Here is an 18171-nt window from a genome sequence, read left to right as displayed (position 1 = left end):
CGGTGACGGGCGTCAGGCCCTGCCGGAGACGGGCGTCAGGCCCGGCCGCTCACTCCGGCCGGTTCCCGCACAGCGGCAGGGTCATCCAGGTCCAGCCGCGCGTCGGCGGGATCGACGTCGTCCGGGTTGTGGGTGACCAGGACAACCGTCCGGTCCGCCAGCCCGCGCCGCAGTTCGGCCAGCAGGGCGCGGCCAGCCTCCGCGTCCAGGTGGGCGGTCGGCTCGTCGAGCAGAATGATGTCCGCCCCGGTCAGCAGGGTGCGGGCCACCGCCAGGCGCTGGCGTTCGCCGCCGCTGAGGAAGGCACCGCCCGGGCCAACGGGGGTGTCCAGTCCACGGTCCAGGCGGGCCAGCAGCGGCGTCAGGCCCACGGCGGCCACCGCGTCCCTCAGGCGGCGCTCCACGGCTGCGTTGCCAGAGGCTCCGTTAGACGGTCCGTCAGGTGCATCCTCGGCCGCGCCGTCGGCCGCGCAGTCGCCGGGGCGGGTTCCCCCGGGCAATCCCAGCATCAGGTTGCCGCGGATGGTCGAGTCGAACAGGTGGGCCTCCTGCGGGCACCACGCGGCGCGGCCGGTCAGCCTCAGTTCGCCGTCGGCGGCCGGGAGGAACCCCAGCAGGACGGCCAGCAGCGTCGACTTCCCGGAGCCGGATCCGCCCGTGACGGCGAGCCAGCGGCCGGGTTCCGCCGTCGCGGTCAGGCCCTCGAACACCGACGGGCCGCCGGGCCAGGCAGCGGCAAGGTCCACGGCCACCAGGCCAGGACGGCCGTCCTGCCTCGGCGCCAGCGCAATCAGGCCGCCGTCGGGACCGCCGGCGCCGTACGTGCCCCGGTCCGCTGCCAGGACGCCCGACTCCCCGATCCGCCGCAGCACGGTGCGGAGCGCGGGGTACTGCCGGACCGCCGTCGTCATCGCCGCGTAGGGTTCGATCAGCGCCAGTTGGAGCAGCACCACCACCGCCACCGCGGCCGGCTGGGCGGACCCGGCGAGGGCCTGCGGGGCGGCCAGCAGGGCACAACCCAGCGCGGCGGATCCGCAGGCCAGGACCGTCAAGGCGTGTCCCAGCCCCTCGGCCACGGCGGAGCGCCGGACCGCGTCCGTGGCTGCCCGGTCATCGCGCCGGATGGCGGCCAGCACGGGACCGCCGACGCCGTTGGCGTGAAGTTCGGCGCGCGCGTCCAGGGCGGCGGCCACCCGGCGGAGCACGCCCGAGCGCAGGCGCTGCTCGGCGCTGGCGGACCTGCGGTCGGCGTAGAGGGCCAGCGCGGGGGCGGCCACCAGGCTGGCGATGGCGGCTGCGGCCACCGCCGGGAGTGCCTCCGGGAGCAGGAGCCCCACCCCGGTGAGGGCGGCCGCCGCGACGGCGGCGGCGGTCAGCGGCGGCAGCACCACGCGGGGTAGCAGGTCCCTGACGGTGTCGACGTCGTCGACGACCGCACCCAGGACGTTGCCACCCTGCAGCAGGCGGCGCAGTGACAGGGCCCGGCGGCTGAGCGACTCCCACAGCTCGCCCCGGAGCCGGGTCAGGGCGGTGAAGACGGCGTCGTGGAGCAGCAGCCGTTCGGCGTAGCGCAGCGCGGCCCGGCCCACGCCGAAGAAGCGCACCCCCACGATCGCGGTCAACAGGTAGAGGATGGGCGGCTGCTCGCTGGCGCGGATGATCAGCCAGCCGGAGAGCCCGGCGAGGGCGACGGCGAACAGGGCGGCCAGCACGCCCACGACGCCGGCGGCGGTGAACCGTCCGGCCACCGGCGCCAGCAGCCTCCCCAGCCGCGCGTTGGCGCCGGGGGTCTCTTCGGGGGCCGGGGGGTTTTCAGATTGATCCGCGCGGTCCGGGTTCAGGCCATCGGAGGGTTCCGGACGGCCCGTGGCGGCCAGGTCCGCGCGCGCGGTGAGGCGGTTCACAGGAGGTGGGCTGGCTACGGCCACACCGGATACGGCCACGGTTGAGGGGACAGCCGGTGCGGGGCCCGCCGATGCCGCTTCGGCACCGCCGCCGGTCGTACCGCCGTCGGCCGCGGGCGCGCCGATCCGCACCACGGTGTCCGCCAGTTCGCGGGTCTGCCGGTTGTGGGCCACCAGCAGGACGGTGGCCCGGCCGCGAAGACCGGTGAGCGCCTCGCTGACGGCGTCGGCCGAGGTCCGGTCCAGGTGCGCCGTGGGTTCGTCCAGCAGCAGGACGGTGGCTCCGGCGGCGATCCGTGCCAGGCCCCGGGCCACGGCCACCCGGCGCAACTCGCCGGGGCTGAGCCCGGCGGGGTGCTTCGCGGCCAGGTGTTCCCCCGCGCAGGCGGCAAGGCAGTGCCGCGCCCCGGCCTCGCGGGACCCGTGGTCCGGGGCCGTGTCCGCGCCGCCCAGGTACAGCAGCACCTCATCCAGCACCGTGTTGGCCACCATGACCGGGTGCTGCGGCACCCACGCCACGTCGGCGGCCGCATACCCGGATACGCGGCCCTCCAGCATCGTGTCGGCGTCCGCACCGATGGTGCCCGCCAGCACTCCCAGGATGGTGCTCTTGCCGGCGCCGCTGGGGCCGTCGAGGGCCGTGATGCGTCCCGCGGGCGCGGTGAAGTCCAGCGGCCCGACGGCGTCGCCGTCCCGGCCCGGGTAACGGACCCGCAGCCCGCTGACGGTGACAACGGGCGGCACAGCTGCAGCGCGGCCCGGAGTGCCGTCCGCCGGCAGCAGCGGCTCCGGCCGGGGCGCGTCCAGCACTTCGGTGGTGTCGGCGAGCGCGGCACGGCCCTCGTCGCTGGCGTGGTGCGCGGTGCCGAGTTCGCGCAGCGGGAGGTAGCAGTCGGGGGCGAGGATCAGGGCCAGCAGGCCGGCCTCGAGGCCCATCTCCCCGTGGACCAGGCGGACGCCGATGAAAACCGCCACGACGGCCACGGACAGGGTGGCGATGAGTTCCAGCGCCAGGGCGGAGAGGAACGCGGTGCGCAGGGTGCCCATGGTCCGGGTGCGGTATTCCTCGGAGATGTCCTCCAGGGCCTTGCGCTGGGCACTGGCCCGGCCCAGGCCCACCAGCACGGGCAGGCCCTTGGCCAGTTCCAGCATGTGGCCGGAGAGCCGGGCCAGCGTGGACTGCGCCTCCCGGACCCGTTCCTCCGTATACCGGCCGATCAGGATCATGAACAGCGGCACCAGGGGCACGGTCAGGACGATCACCACGGCGCTGACCCAGTCGGCGAAGAGGATCCGGGCGCCCAGGAGCAGCGGGATGGCCGCGCAGTTGACCAGCGCCGGCAGGAACTGCGTGTAGTAGTTATCCAGCGCGTCCAGTCCGCGCGTGGCGAGCACCGCCAGTCCGCCGTCGGACGGCCCGGCGGCGCGGGTGCCCGTCTGCAGGGCCCGTTCCAGAAGCTGCGAGCGCAGCTCCTCCTTGACCCCCAGCGCGGCACGGCGCGCGGCGACGGCCTGTCCCCACGTGGTGAGTGCCCTCAGCACCACGCCGGCCAGGCCCCAGCCCAGCTGTTCGGCCCACGCCTCCTGGTGGCCGGCCAGTCCCGTCAGCATGCCGGCGACCGCCTGGCCCATCAGCACCAGGGACAGGGCCTTCAGGGCGGCGAGGAACCCCAGCAGGTAGAGCGCGGAGCGGGTGGCGGGGCCGGAGGGGAACTGCGGTCTCATCGGCGCCTAGTCCTTGGGCGCCAGGGCCCGGGAGGCGATGGCGGGCAGGAAGCTGTGCGCCTCCGGGATGTGGGCGCTGCTGACCCGGCGCCGGAACACCCAGTAGGTCCAGGCCTGGTAGGCGAGCACCAGCGGCAGGCCGACGCAGGCGACGATCGTCATCAGGCCCAGTGTGTAGTCCGAGGAGGAGGCATTGGAAATGGTCAGGTTGAAGGCCGGGTCCAGGGTGGAGGGCAGCACCACCGGGAACGCGGCGCCGAACACCGAGGCGGTGCCGAGGACCAGGAAGACGCCCAGGGAGAGGAATGCCTTGCCCTCGGCGCCGCCGCGGGCGAAGTTCCAGGCTGCGGCGGCCGCGACGACGGCGGCCACCACGGCAACGATGGTCCAGGCCCTGCCGCCCTGGAACTGCATGACGATCGCCCAGCCGGCGATGGGCAGGAGGAGCACCGGCAGCAGCCGGACGAACCACTGCCGCGCCCGGTGCCGGACCTCGCCGTCGGTCTTCAACGCCAGGAACGCCAGCGCGTGGACCAGGGAGAAGCCGACGACGGCGAGCCCGCCGAGGACGGCGTAGGCGTTGAACCAGGCGAAGGGGCCGCCCACGCGGTCACCGTTGGCGTTCACGGGCAGGCCGGTGGTGGTCAGTCCCAGGGCGGCGCCGACGCCGAAGGCCGCCACCAGGGAGCCGAGGGCGATCGCCCAGTCCCAGCGGGCGCGCCACTGCGGGGTGTCCACTTTGCCGCGGTACTCGAAGGCCACGGCCCGGAAGATCAGCGCCACCAGCACCAGCAGCAGCGGCAGGTACAGGGCGGAGAAGAGCGAGGCGTACCAGAGCGGGAAGGCCGCGAAGGTGGCCCCGCCCGCGGTCAGCAGCCAGACCTCGTTGCCGTCCCACACCGGTCCGATGGTGTTCAGCAGCACGCGGCGCTCGGTGTTGTTCCGGGCGAAGAGCTTCATCAGCATGCCGACGCCCAGGTCGAAGCCTTCGAGGAAGAGGTAGCCGGTCCACAGCACCGCAATGGCGATGAACCAGATCGTGGGGAGCAGTTCCATGCTGGGTGTCCTCTGTCAGTGTCGGGTCATGTACGTGGTGGGCGGGGCGCTCAGTAGGCGAAGGCCAGGACATCGTCGGCTCCCGGCGTTCCGGGGGTGCCGCCCGGGGGCGTCTTGTCCTCGTTCTCGTCCGCCGGGACGTGCGCGAGTTCCGGCATGGCGGAGACCACGCCGCCGCGGACGTACTTGACCAGCAGCTTCACCTCCACCACCAGCAGGAGGGCGTAGACGGCGGTCAGGACCACCAGCGAGGTGATCAGTTCCCCGGCGGACACCCCCGGGGAGACAGCAGCGGCGGTGAACATGAAGACCTGGTCGATGCCGCTGGCGTCCGGGTTGGGGGCGACGACGAAGGGCTGGCGGCCCATCTCGGTGAAGATCCAGCCGGCGGCGTTGGCGCCGAAGGGGGCCAGGATCCCGAAGACGGCCAGCCGCATGAGGCCGCGGGAGGCCGGGACGGTGCCCTTGCGGGTGGCCCAGAGCGCGGCGGCGGCAGCGGCAGCGGCGAGGCCGCCGAAACCGATCATCATCCGGAAGCCCCAGTAGGTGACCTCCATGACGGGGACGTACTGGATTTCCCTGCCGGCGCGGTCGCCGTAGATGGGGCTGTCCGGCAGGTGGGTGCCGTAGTCGGCCTTGTACTGTTCCAGCAGGCTGTTGACGCCCTTGACCTCGGTGCTGAAGTCGCCCTTGGCCAGGAAGGAGAGCAGGCCCGGCACCTCGATGACGGCGACGACGTCGTCGCAGTTCTTGGAGCCGACGTTGCCGATGCTCAGGATGGAGAAGCCGGTCCCGTCGTGGCAGGCGGCCTCCGCGGCGGCCATCTTCATGGGCTGTTGGACGAACATCAGCTTCCCTTGCAGGTCGCCGGTGACGGCGGTGCCGGCGAAGGAGATCATGGCGACGACGGCGCCGATCCGCAGCGAGCGGATCCAGACGGCGTGGTCGGCACGGTCGCGGCCAGGGACGCTGGACTCGCCGGGGATGACCCGGCCGTCGGCACCGACCGTATCGATCCCGTCATACCGGCGGCGCCACAGGTGGTACCAGGCGATGCCGAGCAGGAACGCGCCGGCGACGGCGAGGGCGCCGAAGAGCGTGTGGGGCACGGCCACGAGGGCGGTGTTGTTGGTGAACACGGCCCAGGCGTCGGTCATGACCGGGCGGCCGTTGATCATCTCGACACCCACTGGGTGCTGCATCCAGCTGTTGGCGACGATGATGAAGTAGGCCGAGAGCGCGGAGCCGATGACGGCGATCCAGAGGCAGGCCAAGTGGACGCCGCGCTTGAGCTGCTTCCAGCCGAAGATCCAGAGGCCCAGGAAGGTGGACTCGACGAAGAACGCCAGCAGCGCCTCGAGGGCCAGCGGGGCGCCGAAGACATCCCCAACGAAGCGGCTGTACTCGCTCCAGGCCATGCCGAACTGGAATTCCTGCACGATGCCGGTGGCGACGCCCATGATGAAGTTGATCAGGAACAGCTTGCCCCAGAACTTGGTCATGCGGAGGTATTCGGGCTTGCCGGTGCGGTACCAGAGGGTCTGGATCACCGCCACCACAAGGCCCAGGCCGATCGTCAGCGGCACCATCATGAAGTGATAGACGGTGGTGATCCCGAATTGCCAGCGTGCAATTTCCAAGGCGTCCATGGCAGTCCCTTTGGTTAGGTTCCCGAGAGTTTTCTACAGTTCGTAGAATTGCTACTTCTACAGAGTGTAGAACATTGGCCGGACCGTACGCACCCAGCGTGGCACGGCTCACCCCGGGCCGCAACGGATCGCCGCCAAGGCCCGTGGTGACACGCCGGGGCCCTGTTCTACTGCATGTAGAAAGTCGGGCGAAAAAACGGTAAATTGAAAGCTGTAGTAATTAACGACCTCCCGCGGCAGCCGCCGGCGGGGAGGCATCTTAGAAGGACACAGGCAATGGCAAGTCTTGGGGAACTGGAACGGGCAGTCATGGACCTGCTCTGGGCGGGACAGGAGGCCGCGACGGCCAACACCCTGCGCGACCTGCTGGCCACAAGCACCCGCGCCCCCGGCGGTACCGAGGGACACGAGGGCAAGGACCTGGCCGTCACCACGGTCCTGACGGTCCTCTCCCGGCTGGAGCGCAAGGGCCTGGTGGAGCGCGAACGCGGCACCCGCCCGCACCGCTATCAGGCCGTGTCCAGCCGCGCGGACCACACCGCCGAACTGATGCACGAGGTCCTCGGCTCCGCACCGGACCGTGAGGCCGTCCTGGCCCGCTTCATCGGCTCCGTCTCCCCCACCGAGGCCGAAACCCTGCGCAAACTGCTGGACCACAACTAACAGCGGTGTTCTGGACCTCATATTTTCTGGCGGTCCTGGCGATAGCGCTGGCGTGGCCGGTGCCTATCCTCCTTTCGCGCGCCCAATGGCCCGCCCGTTCCCCCTCGACGGCGATGCTGCTCTGGCAGGCGATCGCCCTCGCCGGCGGCCTGTCCATGATCGGCGCCATGCTGGTCTACGGGCTGGAACCCATCGGGGACAACCTGATCGCCGGCCTACGCGGCCTCGCGGGCATGGTGTTCCGCAACGAACCCACCACCGAGCTGGGCTTCTGGCACATCTTCGCGCTGTCCGCGGCCGCACTGCTGAGCGCCCACCTGGTCTTCACGCTGCTGCTGACCTATTACAAAATCCAGCGGCAGCGCCGGCGGCACCGTGAGCTCCTGGCCCTGCTGGCCTCCCCATCGGCTGAGGCGGCCCGCACCATGGTGATCAGCCACGACTCCCCGGTGGCCTACTGCCTGCCCGGCGGCGCCCGCTCCGTGACTGTCCTCTCCGACGGCCTGATGGCGGCGCTGGAACCCGGCGAGCTGCGGGCGGTCCTCAGCCACGAGAACGCCCACCTCAGCCAGCGGCACCATCTGCTCCTCTGGGCCTTTGCCGCCTGGCGCCAGGCCCTGCCCTGGCTGCCGACCACCCGGCTGGCCCAGGAGGCGGTCAATTCACTGATCGAGATGCTGGCCGACGACGTCGCGCTCAAGACCGAGAGCAAGGCCACGCTGATCAAGGCCATCGCCATCGTGGCCAGCGGCTCGGCCACGGGCACCGGCCCCGGCGCGGCACCGGCGGCGCGGATGGCCTTCGGCAGTTCAGAGGCGGACAGCGCCCAGCCCGGGGCCACCGGCGGGGCGGGTGCCATGGTGACGACGGCGACCCGGGTCAGCCGGCTGCTCTCGCCCCAGCCACCGCTGCAGCAGGGGCTGCGCTACGCGGTGCTGGCGGCCTGCATCCTGCTGCTCGCAGCGCCGACGGCGCTGCTGATTGTGCCCGGCCTGCTCGGCTGAGCTGATGCGGGCGGCGCCTTCGACCCTTGCGCCTTAGGCGTCGATGCGTTCCCGGTCCAGGCTGGCGGCGCCGGCGATGATGAAGTCCTTGCGCGGGGCGACGTCGGAGCCCATCAGCAGGTCGAAGATCTCCTCGGCCTGGCGGGCGTTCTCCACCCGGACCTTCCGCAGCGTGCGGTGCCGCGGATCCATGGTCGTCTCCGCGAGCTGCTCGGCGTCCATCTCGCCCAGGCCCTTGTAGCGCTGGATCGGTTCCTTGTAGCGCTTGCCTTCCTTCGCCAGCCGGCCCAGCAGCTGGTGCACCTCGGCCTCCGAGTAGGTGTAGATCATCTCGTTGGCCTTCTGGCCGGCGTTGATGACCTCCACCCGGTGCAGCGGCGGAACGGCGGCGAAGACGCGGCCCTCGTCGATCATGGGCCGCATGTAGCGGAAGAACAGCGTCAGCAGAAGCGTGCGGATGTGGGCGCCGTCGACGTCGGCGTCGGTCATCAGGATGACCTTGCCGTACCGCGCGGCCGAGATGTCGAAGCTGCGGCCGGAGCCTGCTCCCACCACCTGGATCAGCGCGGCGCATTCGGCGTTGGAGAGCATGTCCCCCACCGAGGCTTTCTGGACGTTGAGGATCTTGCCGCGGATCGGCAGCAGCGCCTGGAAGTCCGAGGAGCGGGCCAGTTTGGCGGTGCCGAGCGCGGAGTCGCCCTCGACGATGAACAGTTCGGAGCGTTCGACGTCGTCCGTGCGGCAGTCCGCCAGCTTGGTCGGCATCGAGGAGGTTTCCAGGGCGTTCTTGCGCCGCTGGGTTTCCTTGTGGACGCGGGCCGAGATGCGGGATTTCATCTCGCTGACGACCTTTTCCAGCAGCAGCGCCGACTGGGCCTTGTCGTTGCGGTTGGCGGAGGTGAGCTTGGCGTTGATTTCCCGCTCCACCACCTTCGCGACGATCGCCCGGACCGCGGAGGTGCCGAGGATTTCCTTGGTCTGGCCCTCGAACTGCGGTTCGGCCAGGCGGACGGTAAGAACGGCGGTGAGCCCGGCGAAGATGTCGTCCTTCTCCAGCTTGTCGTTGCCGGCCTTGAGCTTCCGGGCGTTGGCCTCGACGGCCTTGCGGAAGGTCTTCACCAGGGCCTGCTCGAAGCCGGACTGGTGGGTGCCGCCCTTCGGGGTGGAGATGATGTTGACGAAGCTGCGGACCGTGCTGTCGTAGCCGATGCCCCAGCGCAGGGCCACATCAACTTCGCAGTCGCGTTCGACCTCGGCGAGCTGGCTGTGGCCGCGCTCGTCCAGGACGGGGACGGTCTCCTTGAACTTGCCGGCGCCGTGCAGCCGCCAGACGTCGGTGACCGCCGGGTCCGCGGCGAGGAATTCGACGAATTCGGAGATGCCGCCGTCGTGGTGGAAGACCTCCTCGTGCGGGCCGGCCTCCCCGGGCGTGCCCGGAACCTTCCGCTCGTCGCGCACGGTGAGTTTGAGGCCGGGCACCAGGAAGGAGGTCTGCCGGGCGCGGGCGGTGAGGTCCTCGTAGGAGAACTTGGCGTCCGGGGTGAAGATCTGCCGGTCCGCCCAGTAGCGGATGCGGGTGCCGGTGACGCCGCGCTTGGCCTTGCCGACGACGTCGAGCACGGAGCCGTCGACGAACGGCTCGAAGACCGCGGCCGGGTCGGGGCGGGTACCGGGGTCCTTGAAGCGGCCCGGTTCGCCGCGGCGGAAGGACATCTTGTAGGTCTTGCCGCCGCGGTCCACCTCGACGTCCAGGCGGGAAGAGAGGGCGTTGACCACGGAGGCGCCGACGCCGTGCAGGCCGCCGGAGGCGGTGTAGGAGCCTCCGCCGAACTTGCCGCCGGCGTGCAGCTTGGTGAAGACGACCTCGACGCCGGTGAGGCCGGTCTTGGGTTCGACGTCGATCGGGATGCCGCGGCCGTCGTCGTGGATCTCCACCGAGTTGTCCGCGTGCAGGATGATCTTGATGTCGTGGCCGAAGCCGGCCAGGGCCTCGTCGACGGAGTTGTCGATGATCTCCCAGAGGCAGTGCATAAGGCCCCGTGAGTCCGTGGATCCGATGTACATGCCGGGGCGTTTGCGGACGGCCTCCAGGCCCTCCAGCACGGAAAGGTGCCGGGCGGTGTAATCAGAACTTGGTGCCACGGGTGGGGAACTCCTTCGGTGAAACGCGGAAAATACGCTCTTCCTAGGGTAGTCGGCCGCGGGCCGCTCTTTTGGTTGCCACTCCCCGACGGAATGTGGCCCGGCGCACGCCGTTACGGGGACGTGATACGCGCACAGCGAAAGTGGCCCATCCGTGCCATGGATTGGGAGCGAATGCTGGTTATATAGACGTATCGATCTACTAAGGAGGCCGAACATGACCACAGCAGTTGCGGACCGCACACTCACTACCGCTGACCGGTGTGACCGTTGCGGAGCTCAGGCATATGTCCGCGTTGTCCTCGGAGCCTCCGGCGGTGAGCTTCTCTTCTGCGCCCACCACGCACGCGCCGTTGAACCGAACCTTCGCCCGCTCAGCTCCGACTGGCACGACGAGTCGGGCCGCCTCAACGAAAAGGAACCGGTTCCGGTCGACTAAGACCTCCACTGCGAAGGGCCCCTCCACTGCGGAGGGGCCCTTCGTCGTTTCAACCTGCGGCGCTGATATCCCGGCAACGCCGACCGGGAAGGCCGGCGCCACCCGGCGCATGCGACGGCGGGGTATACGACAGCGGGGCCGCCCTTGCCCGGCCCTGGTGGGCCCGGGCGGGACACGGCCCCGCTGAGGTGTGCCGGCAGTGCCGGCGGTGATGCTGGGACTTAGTCCAGGTAGTCCCGGAGGACCTGCGACCGCGACGGGTGGCGCAGCTTGGACATGGTCTTGGATTCGATCTGGCGGATGCGTTCGCGGGTCACGCCGTAGACCTTGCCGATTTCGTCTAAAGTCTTCGGCTGGCCGTCGGTCAGGCCGAAGCGCATGGCGACGACGCCGGCCTCGCGCTCCGAGAGGGTGTCGAGCACCGAGTGCAGCTGTTCCTGCAGCAGGGTGAAGCTCACCGCATCGGCGGGGACGACGGCCTCGGAGTCCTCGATCAGGTCGCCGAACTCCGAGTCGCCATCCTCACCCAGCGGGGTGTGCAGCGAGATGGGTTCGCGGCCGTACTTCTGGACCTCGACGACCTTTTCCGGCGTCATGTCCAGCTCGAGGGCCAGCTCTTCCGGCGTGGGTTCGCGGCCCAGGTCCTGGAGCATCTGGCGCTGGACGCGGGCGAGCTTGTTGATGACCTCGACCATGTGCACCGGGATTCGGATGGTGCGGGCCTGGTCCGCCATGGCGCGGGTGATGGCCTGACGGATCCACCAGGTGGCGTAGGTGGAGAACTTGAAGCCCTTGGTGTAGTCGAACTTCTCGACCGCGCGGATGAGGCCCAGGTTGCCTTCCTGGATCAGGTCCAGGAAGAGCATGCCGCGGCCGGTGTAGCGCTTGGCCAGGGAGACCACGAGGCGGAGGTTGGCCTCCAGCAGGTGGTTCTTGGCGCGCTTGCCGTCGTGGATGATGTATTCGAGTTCGCGCTTGAGCTTCGGATCCATGGATCCGTCGTCCGCGGCGAGCTTCTCCTCGGCGAACAGGCCGGCCTCGATGCGGAGCGCGAGGTCGACTTCCTGCTCGGCGTTCAGCAGGGCGACCTTACCGATCTGCTTGAGGTAGTCCTTGACGGGGTCGGCGGTAGCGCCGGCGGACATGACCTGCTGGACCGGGGCGTCGTCGTCATCCGCGTCGGAGTAGACGAAGCCGGATCCGGTAGGGGCTGCGGCAGTCTTGCCGGCCGCCTCCTCGCCCTCCTCGGTCAGTTCGGTGGCGTCGGGCGTGACGTCGTCGAGGTCCTCGTCGACCTCAACTTCGTCAATATCCTCGTCCTGGGACTTGTTGGCGGCCTCGGCGGCGGCCTTCGCGCCGGGCTTGGGGCCGCGCTTCTTGGGCGCAGGCTTGGCGTCGGCGGCGGAGTCGTCGCCCGCGGCGGCGGCCGCATCCTTGGCAGCCTTGTTCGCTGCACGGGTGGCGGCGCGCTTGGCATTCGCCGCCGCCTTCTTCTCCTCGGGGGACAAGACGGCCTGGTCGGCGGGGTCCTTCTTCTGGGAAGACGGGGTCACAGAAAACCTTTCTAGCGGTGGTCTGTGGAATCGCCATACGGGCAACACCACTATGACCCTGTCAAGTCCGTGTTTTCCATCAGGTGAAATCGGGACCAGCAGAGCCACTAGGTAGAACTGCCGGAGCGACCGTAATGTTCCCTGTTTCCAAGGTTCGCTACACACACCAGATACACGGACCCAACCGGGTCTCGACCTTCATTGTCTCATGCTTTTCCGAATCAGGGGCCCGTCCGGCGTCCGGGCTAGGCGGCGTCCGGGTCGAATTTCTGCCAGGCCGACTCCTTCCTGGCCGCCCAGCCGCAGAGGGTTCCGCGCCGCGCCAGCTCTCCGAGCAGCTCCGCGAGACGATACCCCGGGTACTCGGCGGCGGCCGCGCCGTAAAGTGCCGCGGCGTAGGAGCCGCGGCCCCGGCACCACTCGATCCAGCCGCGGCCGGTGAGGGCCGCGGCCCGGGACTCCCCGGCGCCGCAGGTGGAGAGAACATCCAGCACAGCGTCCAGTCGCGACAGCCGCCGCCAGTCCGGAGTGACGGGCTCCAGGCCGAGGAGGACCTCCCCATACCCCGGCGGGGGCGGAAGGGTCCGCGCGGCCGGTCCGGGGCTTCCCGCCGGGGCATTTGCGGGCCGGGTCATTCCGTCCGGCAGCAGGGGGTCGGCGCCCGGCCCTTCGTCCAGCAGGCCGAAGTCCTCCGCTCCGGCGACGGCCGGCCGCCGTCCGGCCGCGGCCAGGACCAGCACCGCATCCCGCCAGGACGCCACGCACAGGGTGGCCCGAAGGTAGCCGGCCAGATCATCCGGCATCCCGTCCGCAGTCCGGGCCGCAACACTGCTTGGCGCGGGATCCCGATCAGGTGTTGCCGGTGGCCCGTCGAGGACGCATTCCCAGACGTCGAGGACCGCCTCGAACTGCCGCCGGTCCCGCCAGCGCGTGCCGAACCCGTCGAGGAAGCCCCGCTCAACCGCGAGCACTCCGGCCGGGTCCCGGCCCGGTCGGCTGTGATCCGCCGAACCGCCCATTCCCGCCGGCCCGGACAATCCGGGCGCCCCGGCAGAACCGGCGGTTCCCGGCGCCGCACCCACCCGGCTGCCGCGGAACACCATCTCGGCGCTGAGGACGCTGTCGCGGATCTCCTCGATGGGCCGGCCCGGTGGTGCGCAGCAGCCCGGGTCCGAGCAGTGGGCGTTGCGCCAGTAGCAGTCCCCCACGATCCAGGCGTCCCGGACTGGCAGCCCCGCGGAGGCCAGCGCGGTCTCCAATTCCCGGAGCAGCCGGTCCACGGCCTGCTGCGGCGGCGCCGGGTGGCTGACGGGGCCCGGTTCGGCGGCCTCGCCCTCCGCGGGCGGCGCGGTGAAGAGGGCCAGGAGAGAGCCGTCGGCGTCCCGGTCCGCCACAAGGTAGCCGGCAACTGAACGGGCGAAGGCGCGCAGGTGTGCCCGGTCGAATCGGCCGGGGCCGGGGAGGTCGACCCTGAGGGTGGCGCCGAGGCGCTTTCCCTGCATGGTCATCGCCACCACGCTGCTGGCCGGCCAATAGCCCAGTGTGTGCGGGATGAAACCAAGGACGTCGGCGGGACCGGAAATTGTCAGGTGATCGGGAGCTGTCATGCCGTCAGCTTCGCCCCGGGCACCGCACGCGGTCAGCAGGTCAGAGCCGTTATGTGGATAAGCAGCAGGAGCAGCGCCCGCGGAGCTAGCGGACGGTGCCGCCGTCGCGCCGTCGTTCGGCCACGACGCGCCGCTGCCGGGCGATCGCGTCCCGCAGCGGCGGGACCACCACGCCCTGTGCGGCCATCTGCCGGCGGACCTTGCGCCGGATGATGAGGATCGCCGTCGCGCCGCCGCCCAGCAGGATGAAATGCACGCAAAGCGCCACCCGGAAGGCGTCCAGGCTGTAGAGGCCGCCGGGCGAGAGTCCCGCCCCGTGCTGGAAGTCGAGGGCGAGCCCGATCAGGAAGATCGCCAGCAGCGCGGCGATGAAACCACCCACGTTCACGATGCCGGTGGCGGTCCCGATCCGGTGGGCCGGGTTGAAGGTGCGGGCGAAGTCGAAGCCGATCATGGAGCCCGGGCCGCCGACGGCCAGCACCACCACCAGGACGGCCAGCAGCCACAGCGGCGACCGCCCGGGCTGCAGCAGGACCGCGGCCCACGCGGCGGCGGTGGCCCCGGAGATCAGCAGCACCATGGTGGAACGGCGCAGCGGGTGCCGCGCGACGAAGCTCCCCATCAACGGACCGGCCACGATCGCGGCGGCGACATAGAGGGCCATGAGGGCGGACACCGTCCCGGCGTTCAGCCCCTGCGCGGAAATCAGGAAGGGGTAGCCCCACGTCATCGCGAAGACGGTGCCGCTGAACTGCACGGTGAAGTGGCTCCAGAGGCCCAGCCGGGTTCCCGGCTGCCGCCAGGCGTCGCCGAGCGATACCCCCGTGGCGCGCAGCCCCTGGGCCGGGGCCGGTGCGGGGTGCCCGGGCGGCAGGTCCTGGAGCAGCACCACGGTCAGGACCAGGGCGAGCCCGGACATGCCGGCGAGGGTCAGGAAGGCGGGGGTCCAGCCGGCGGAATGCAGGATCAAGGCGAAGGGCACCACGGAAAAGAGCTGGCCGAGCTGGCCGGACATGCCGGTGAGCTGGGTCAGCAGCGGAACCCGGGAGGCGGCGAACCAGAGCGGGATGAGCCGGATCACGGAGACAAATGTCATCGCGTCCCCCGCACCCACCAGGACGCGGCCCAGCACGCCGCCGGGGATGCTGTCGGCGAAGGCGAGCTGGAGCTGGCCCAGGCCCATCAGCAGGGCGCCGCCTGCCAGCATGGCCCGGGAGCCGAACCTGTCGACCAGGATGCCCACGGGGATCTGCAACGCCGCGTAGACCAGCAGCTGCAGGACGGTGAAGAAGGAGATTTCGGCCGCGCTGGCGTGGAAGCGGGCGGTGGCTTCGAGGCCGACGACCCCGAAGGAGGTGCGCTGGCTCACGGCAACCAGATAGGCGAAAACCCCGATGATCCAGATGAGCCAGGCACGGGGGTACGTCACTCCCCCATTATGCCCCCGCGACGGATAAAGATTATTTATTCGCCGGGTTCTTTACGGGCCAGGTAGGCCTCCACCGCGGCTCCGAGGTCGTCGGCGTTGGGCAGCTGGTCGTTCTCGTCGGCCAGCAGGGAGCGGCGGACCGTACCCTCGGCCTTCTCGTCGTAGCGGGTCTCGAGCCGGGACACCACCTGCTGGACGTCTTCGGAGGCCTCGATCTGCTCGGCGATCTGGCGGCCGACCTCCCGGCCCGCCTCACGGAGGCGGTCGGTGGGCAGCATCAGCGCGGTCGCGGCGCCGAGGTATTCCAGGCCGGCGACGGCGGCGTTCGGGTATTCGGCCTCAGCCAGGTAGTGCGGCACGTGGATGACGTAACCGGCCACGTCCCGGTGCGCGGCCTCGAGGCGCAGCTCCAGGATGTGGCCGATGGCCGCGGGAACCTCAACGGTGGGCTTCCAGACGGAGATGCCCTCGATCAGGTCCGGGCGGTTGCCGTGGACCGTGACGCCAACCGGGCGGGTGTGCGGCACGGGCATCGGGATGGAGTGGATCCAGGCGGTGAGGTTGACGTCGAGTTCCTCCACGATGCCGACGACGGCGCGCGCGAACCGCTCCCACTGCAGGTCCGGTTCGAACCCGGCGAGGAGGAGGAACGGTTTGCCCAGCCCGTCGCGTAACCGGTACAGCGAGAGGCGGGGCGCCTGGTAGTCCTGCAGGTGGTCCTCGACGAAGCTGATCTGCGGGCGGCGGGACCGGTAGTCCATCAGCTGGTCGGCGTCGAACTCCGCCACCAGCTCTGCGTCCAGGTTGTCGACCAGTTCCGTGGTGATCTGACGGACCACGTGGCCGGCATCGGCGAAGCCCGTGAAGCCCATCAGCAGGTCAAGGCCCCTCAGTTCGGGGCTGTGGAACAGCGCGTCGTCACGGACGTACAGCGTTGCCGGATCAAGCAGGGAACCTGTTATCCGTTCCATCACGTATTCCTTTCCTCCTTGCGGCACCAGCGGGGCCGTCTGGCGGGCACTGCCGGCGCCCGGCGGGGCTGCGGTGCCTTGGGCGCAGGGCCCGCGTCGCCGCGGCATTTGTCCTTTGTCAGGTCCAACGCCCCGGCCGCCGGGCTAATTCCTGCCTCCACTGTGGGCCACGTCTCAGAAAATGCGGTTCCGGCCGCGGCAAGAGACTACGATCGAAGCTGGCCTGAGGGCCGGCCCGGGTGATGCCGGCGGGACGTACGTCGTTCCCGGTGGCCCGGGTCCCATGGCAGGGCGCCAAACATGCAGTCCCTGCTTACGAAGCACAGAGAATTGAGGACTGTCCTGGTGGTCAAGAATACCGAAGTCAAACTGAGCGCCGTCGCCGGAGACGTGAAGAAGTCCCCCTCCGATGCCCTCGTCGTGGGCGTCGGACAGGGCACCGACGGCCCCGTCCTGCTGGAGAACCCGTTGACCGCCAAGGCCGCCGAGGCCCTCGCCGACTCGCTGGCCGCCCTCGGCGTCACCGGTGCCGCCGACCAGGCACACCGCCTGCCCGGCCTGCCCGAGGCCGGAGCCCCGGTCCTGGTCCTCGCCGGCGTCGGCAAGGTCACGCCCGGCACCGCCCTGGGCGAGGAGGCCCTGCGCCGCGCCGCCGGCTCGGCCGTCCGGCAGCTGGCCGGCCTGGGCACCGTGACCCTGGCCCTGCCCGCCCCGGACCCCGCCGCCGTCGCCGCGATCGCCGAGGGTGCGGCCATGGGTGCCTACGCCTACACCGAACACCGCTCCTCCAAAGACGGGCTCAAGGATCCGGTCCGCAACGTGCGCATTCTCACCGACCTTGCCGCTACCAAGGGCCTTCTGCAGCCGGCCCTGGACCGCGCCGCGCTGATCGGCAAGGCCGTCAACGCCACCCGCACCCTGGTCAACCAGCCGCCGAGCCACCTCTACCCGGAGACCTTCGCCGAGGCCGCCAAGGACCTGGCCAAGGGCCTGCCGGTCAAGGTGACCGTCTGGGACGAGAAGCGCCTCGAAAAGGACGGCTTCGGCGGCATCCTGGGTGTCGGCAAGGGTTCCACCCGCCAGCCGCGCCTGGTCAAGGTCGAGTACGCGCCGGCCAAGGCCACCGCCAAGGTTGCCCTGGTGGGCAAGGGCATCACCTTCGACACCGGCGGCATCTCGCTCAAGCCGCACCTGGGCATGGGTGAGATGAAGTCGGACATGGCGGGCGCCGCCGTCGTCCTTAACACCGTCCTGGCCCTGGCCGAGATGGGCCTGCCGGTCAAGGCCACCGCCTGGCTCTGCATCGCCGAGAACATGCCCTCCGGTGCGGCCCAGCGCCCCGCCGACGTCCTCACCATCTTCGGCGGCAAGACCGTCGAGGTGCTGAACACCGACGCCGAGGGCCGCCTGGTCATGGCCGACGGCATCGTCGCGGCCAGCGAGGAGCACCCGGACGTGATCATCGACGTCGCCACCCTCACCGGCGCGCAGCTGATCGCCCTGGGCAACCGCACCGCCGGCGTCATGGGCTCCGAGTCCGTCACCGGCGCCCTGAAGGCCGCCGCGGACCGCGCCGGCGAGCTGGTCTGGCCGATGCCGCTGCCCGAGGAACTGCGCCCCAGCCTGGATTCGCAGGTGGCGGACATCGCCAACATCGGCGAACGCCACGGCGGCATGATGACCGCCGCCGTGTTCCTGAAGGAATTCGTCGGCAAGGGCAAGGACGGGGAACAGATCCCCTGGGCCCACATCGACATCGCCGGCCCGTCCTTCAACAACGGCAGCCCCTACGGCTACAACCACAAGCAGGGCACCGGCTGCACCGTCCGCACCCTGGTGGCCTACGTCGAGGACGTCCTCGCCGCCAAGTAAGCCCTCTTCCGCGGGCCTGTGGACGGGGCTGATACCCCGGCCACAGGCCCGCGTGAGACTGGACACAAGCGCTCCACAAACGCCACGGCAAGGTGGAGCATGGATTAGTGGTTCGCTAAGGTGAACCGTAGTTTCAAAGCATTCAGCTTCATGGAAG

The 18171-nt window shown here is 70.3% G+C and carries 12 protein-coding genes; 4 read left to right on the top strand and 8 right to left on the bottom strand.

From position 1 onward, the window contains the following. Positions 1 to 35: 35 nt before the first annotated feature. The 3 genes from cydD to ACFVY3_RS06365 are packed head-to-tail and all read right to left on the bottom strand — an operon-like array spanning position 36 to position 6334. The gene (gene cydD / locus ACFVY3_RS06375) at positions 36 to 3629 is read right to left on the bottom strand and encodes a thiol reductant ABC exporter subunit CydD (RefSeq protein WP_400159138.1); all 3594 of its coding nucleotides are present in this window, start codon (positions 3627 to 3629) and stop codon (positions 36 to 38) included. Between the two features lie 6 nt (positions 3630 to 3635). Further along, the gene (cydB, locus tag ACFVY3_RS06370) at positions 3636 to 4685 is read right to left on the bottom strand and encodes a cytochrome d ubiquinol oxidase subunit II (protein ID WP_400159137.1); all 1050 of its coding nucleotides are present in this window, start codon (positions 4683 to 4685) and stop codon (positions 3636 to 3638) included. Between the two features lie 50 nt (positions 4686 to 4735). Continuing rightward, positions 4736 to 6334, bottom strand: a complete 1599-nt coding sequence (locus ACFVY3_RS06365) for a cytochrome ubiquinol oxidase subunit I (protein ID WP_400159136.1) — start codon at positions 6332 to 6334, stop codon at positions 4736 to 4738. A 276-nt stretch (positions 6335 to 6610) separates the two neighbouring features. Here ACFVY3_RS06365 and ACFVY3_RS06360 point away from each other — a divergent pair, with 276 nt between their 5' ends. Next, entirely contained in the window at positions 6611 to 6997 is a 387-nt protein-coding gene (locus ACFVY3_RS06360) for a BlaI/MecI/CopY family transcriptional regulator (RefSeq protein ID WP_290258137.1), read from the top strand. Between the two features lie 5 nt (positions 6998 to 7002). Continuing rightward, the gene (locus tag ACFVY3_RS06355) at positions 7003 to 8001 is read left to right on the top strand and encodes a M56 family metallopeptidase (protein WP_400159135.1); all 999 of its coding nucleotides are present in this window, start codon (positions 7003 to 7005) and stop codon (positions 7999 to 8001) included. Positions 8002 to 8034: 33 nt separating this feature from the next. Here ACFVY3_RS06355 and ACFVY3_RS06350 read toward each other — a convergent pair whose 3' ends face one another. Next, entirely contained in the window at positions 8035 to 10143 is a 2109-nt protein-coding gene (locus tag ACFVY3_RS06350; protein WP_400159134.1) for a type IIA DNA topoisomerase subunit B, read from the bottom strand. Between the two features lie 217 nt (positions 10144 to 10360). On the opposite strand from ACFVY3_RS06350, the gene ACFVY3_RS06345 reads away from it, so the two are divergent. Continuing rightward, positions 10361 to 10582 carry a hypothetical protein gene (locus ACFVY3_RS06345; RefSeq protein WP_377972972.1) on the top strand — a complete coding sequence of 74 codons (222 nt, stop codon included), beginning with the start codon at positions 10361 to 10363 and terminating at the stop codon, positions 10580 to 10582. Positions 10583 to 10803: 221 nt separating this feature from the next. Here ACFVY3_RS06345 and ACFVY3_RS06340 read toward each other — a convergent pair whose 3' ends face one another. The 4 genes from ACFVY3_RS06340 to ACFVY3_RS06325 form a co-directional block, all read right to left on the bottom strand. Further along, positions 10804 to 12135, bottom strand: a complete 1332-nt coding sequence (locus tag ACFVY3_RS06340) for an RNA polymerase sigma factor (protein ID WP_290258141.1) — start codon at positions 12133 to 12135, stop codon at positions 10804 to 10806. Between the two features lie 245 nt (positions 12136 to 12380). Then, positions 12381 to 13742 (bottom strand): DUF4192 family protein, encoded by a 1362-nt coding sequence (locus ACFVY3_RS06335; RefSeq protein ID WP_400159133.1) that lies wholly within the window; start codon positions 13740 to 13742, stop codon positions 12381 to 12383. Between the two features lie 85 nt (positions 13743 to 13827). Further along, positions 13828 to 15171, bottom strand: a complete 1344-nt coding sequence (locus ACFVY3_RS06330) for a nitrate/nitrite transporter (protein WP_377972974.1) — start codon at positions 15169 to 15171, stop codon at positions 13828 to 13830. Between the two features lie 35 nt (positions 15172 to 15206). Continuing rightward, complete coding sequence (locus tag ACFVY3_RS06325) at positions 15207 to 16145, bottom strand: proteasome assembly chaperone family protein (RefSeq protein WP_290258145.1); 939 nt, start codon at positions 16143 to 16145, stop codon at positions 15207 to 15209. 342 nt (positions 16146 to 16487) lie between these two features. Here ACFVY3_RS06325 and ACFVY3_RS06320 point away from each other — a divergent pair, with 342 nt between their 5' ends. Further along, positions 16488 to 18014, top strand: a complete 1527-nt coding sequence (locus ACFVY3_RS06320; protein WP_400159132.1) for a leucyl aminopeptidase — start codon at positions 16488 to 16490, stop codon at positions 18012 to 18014. The last annotated feature ends 157 nt before the right edge of the window (positions 18015 to 18171 follow it).

It is taken from the genome of Arthrobacter sp. BPSS-3 (assembly GCF_044628475.1).
Lineage (GTDB): Bacteria > Actinomycetota > Actinomycetes > Actinomycetales > Micrococcaceae > Arthrobacter.
Note: the sequence above shows the minus strand (reverse complement) of the source record. Positions and strands in the feature narration are given on the sequence as shown.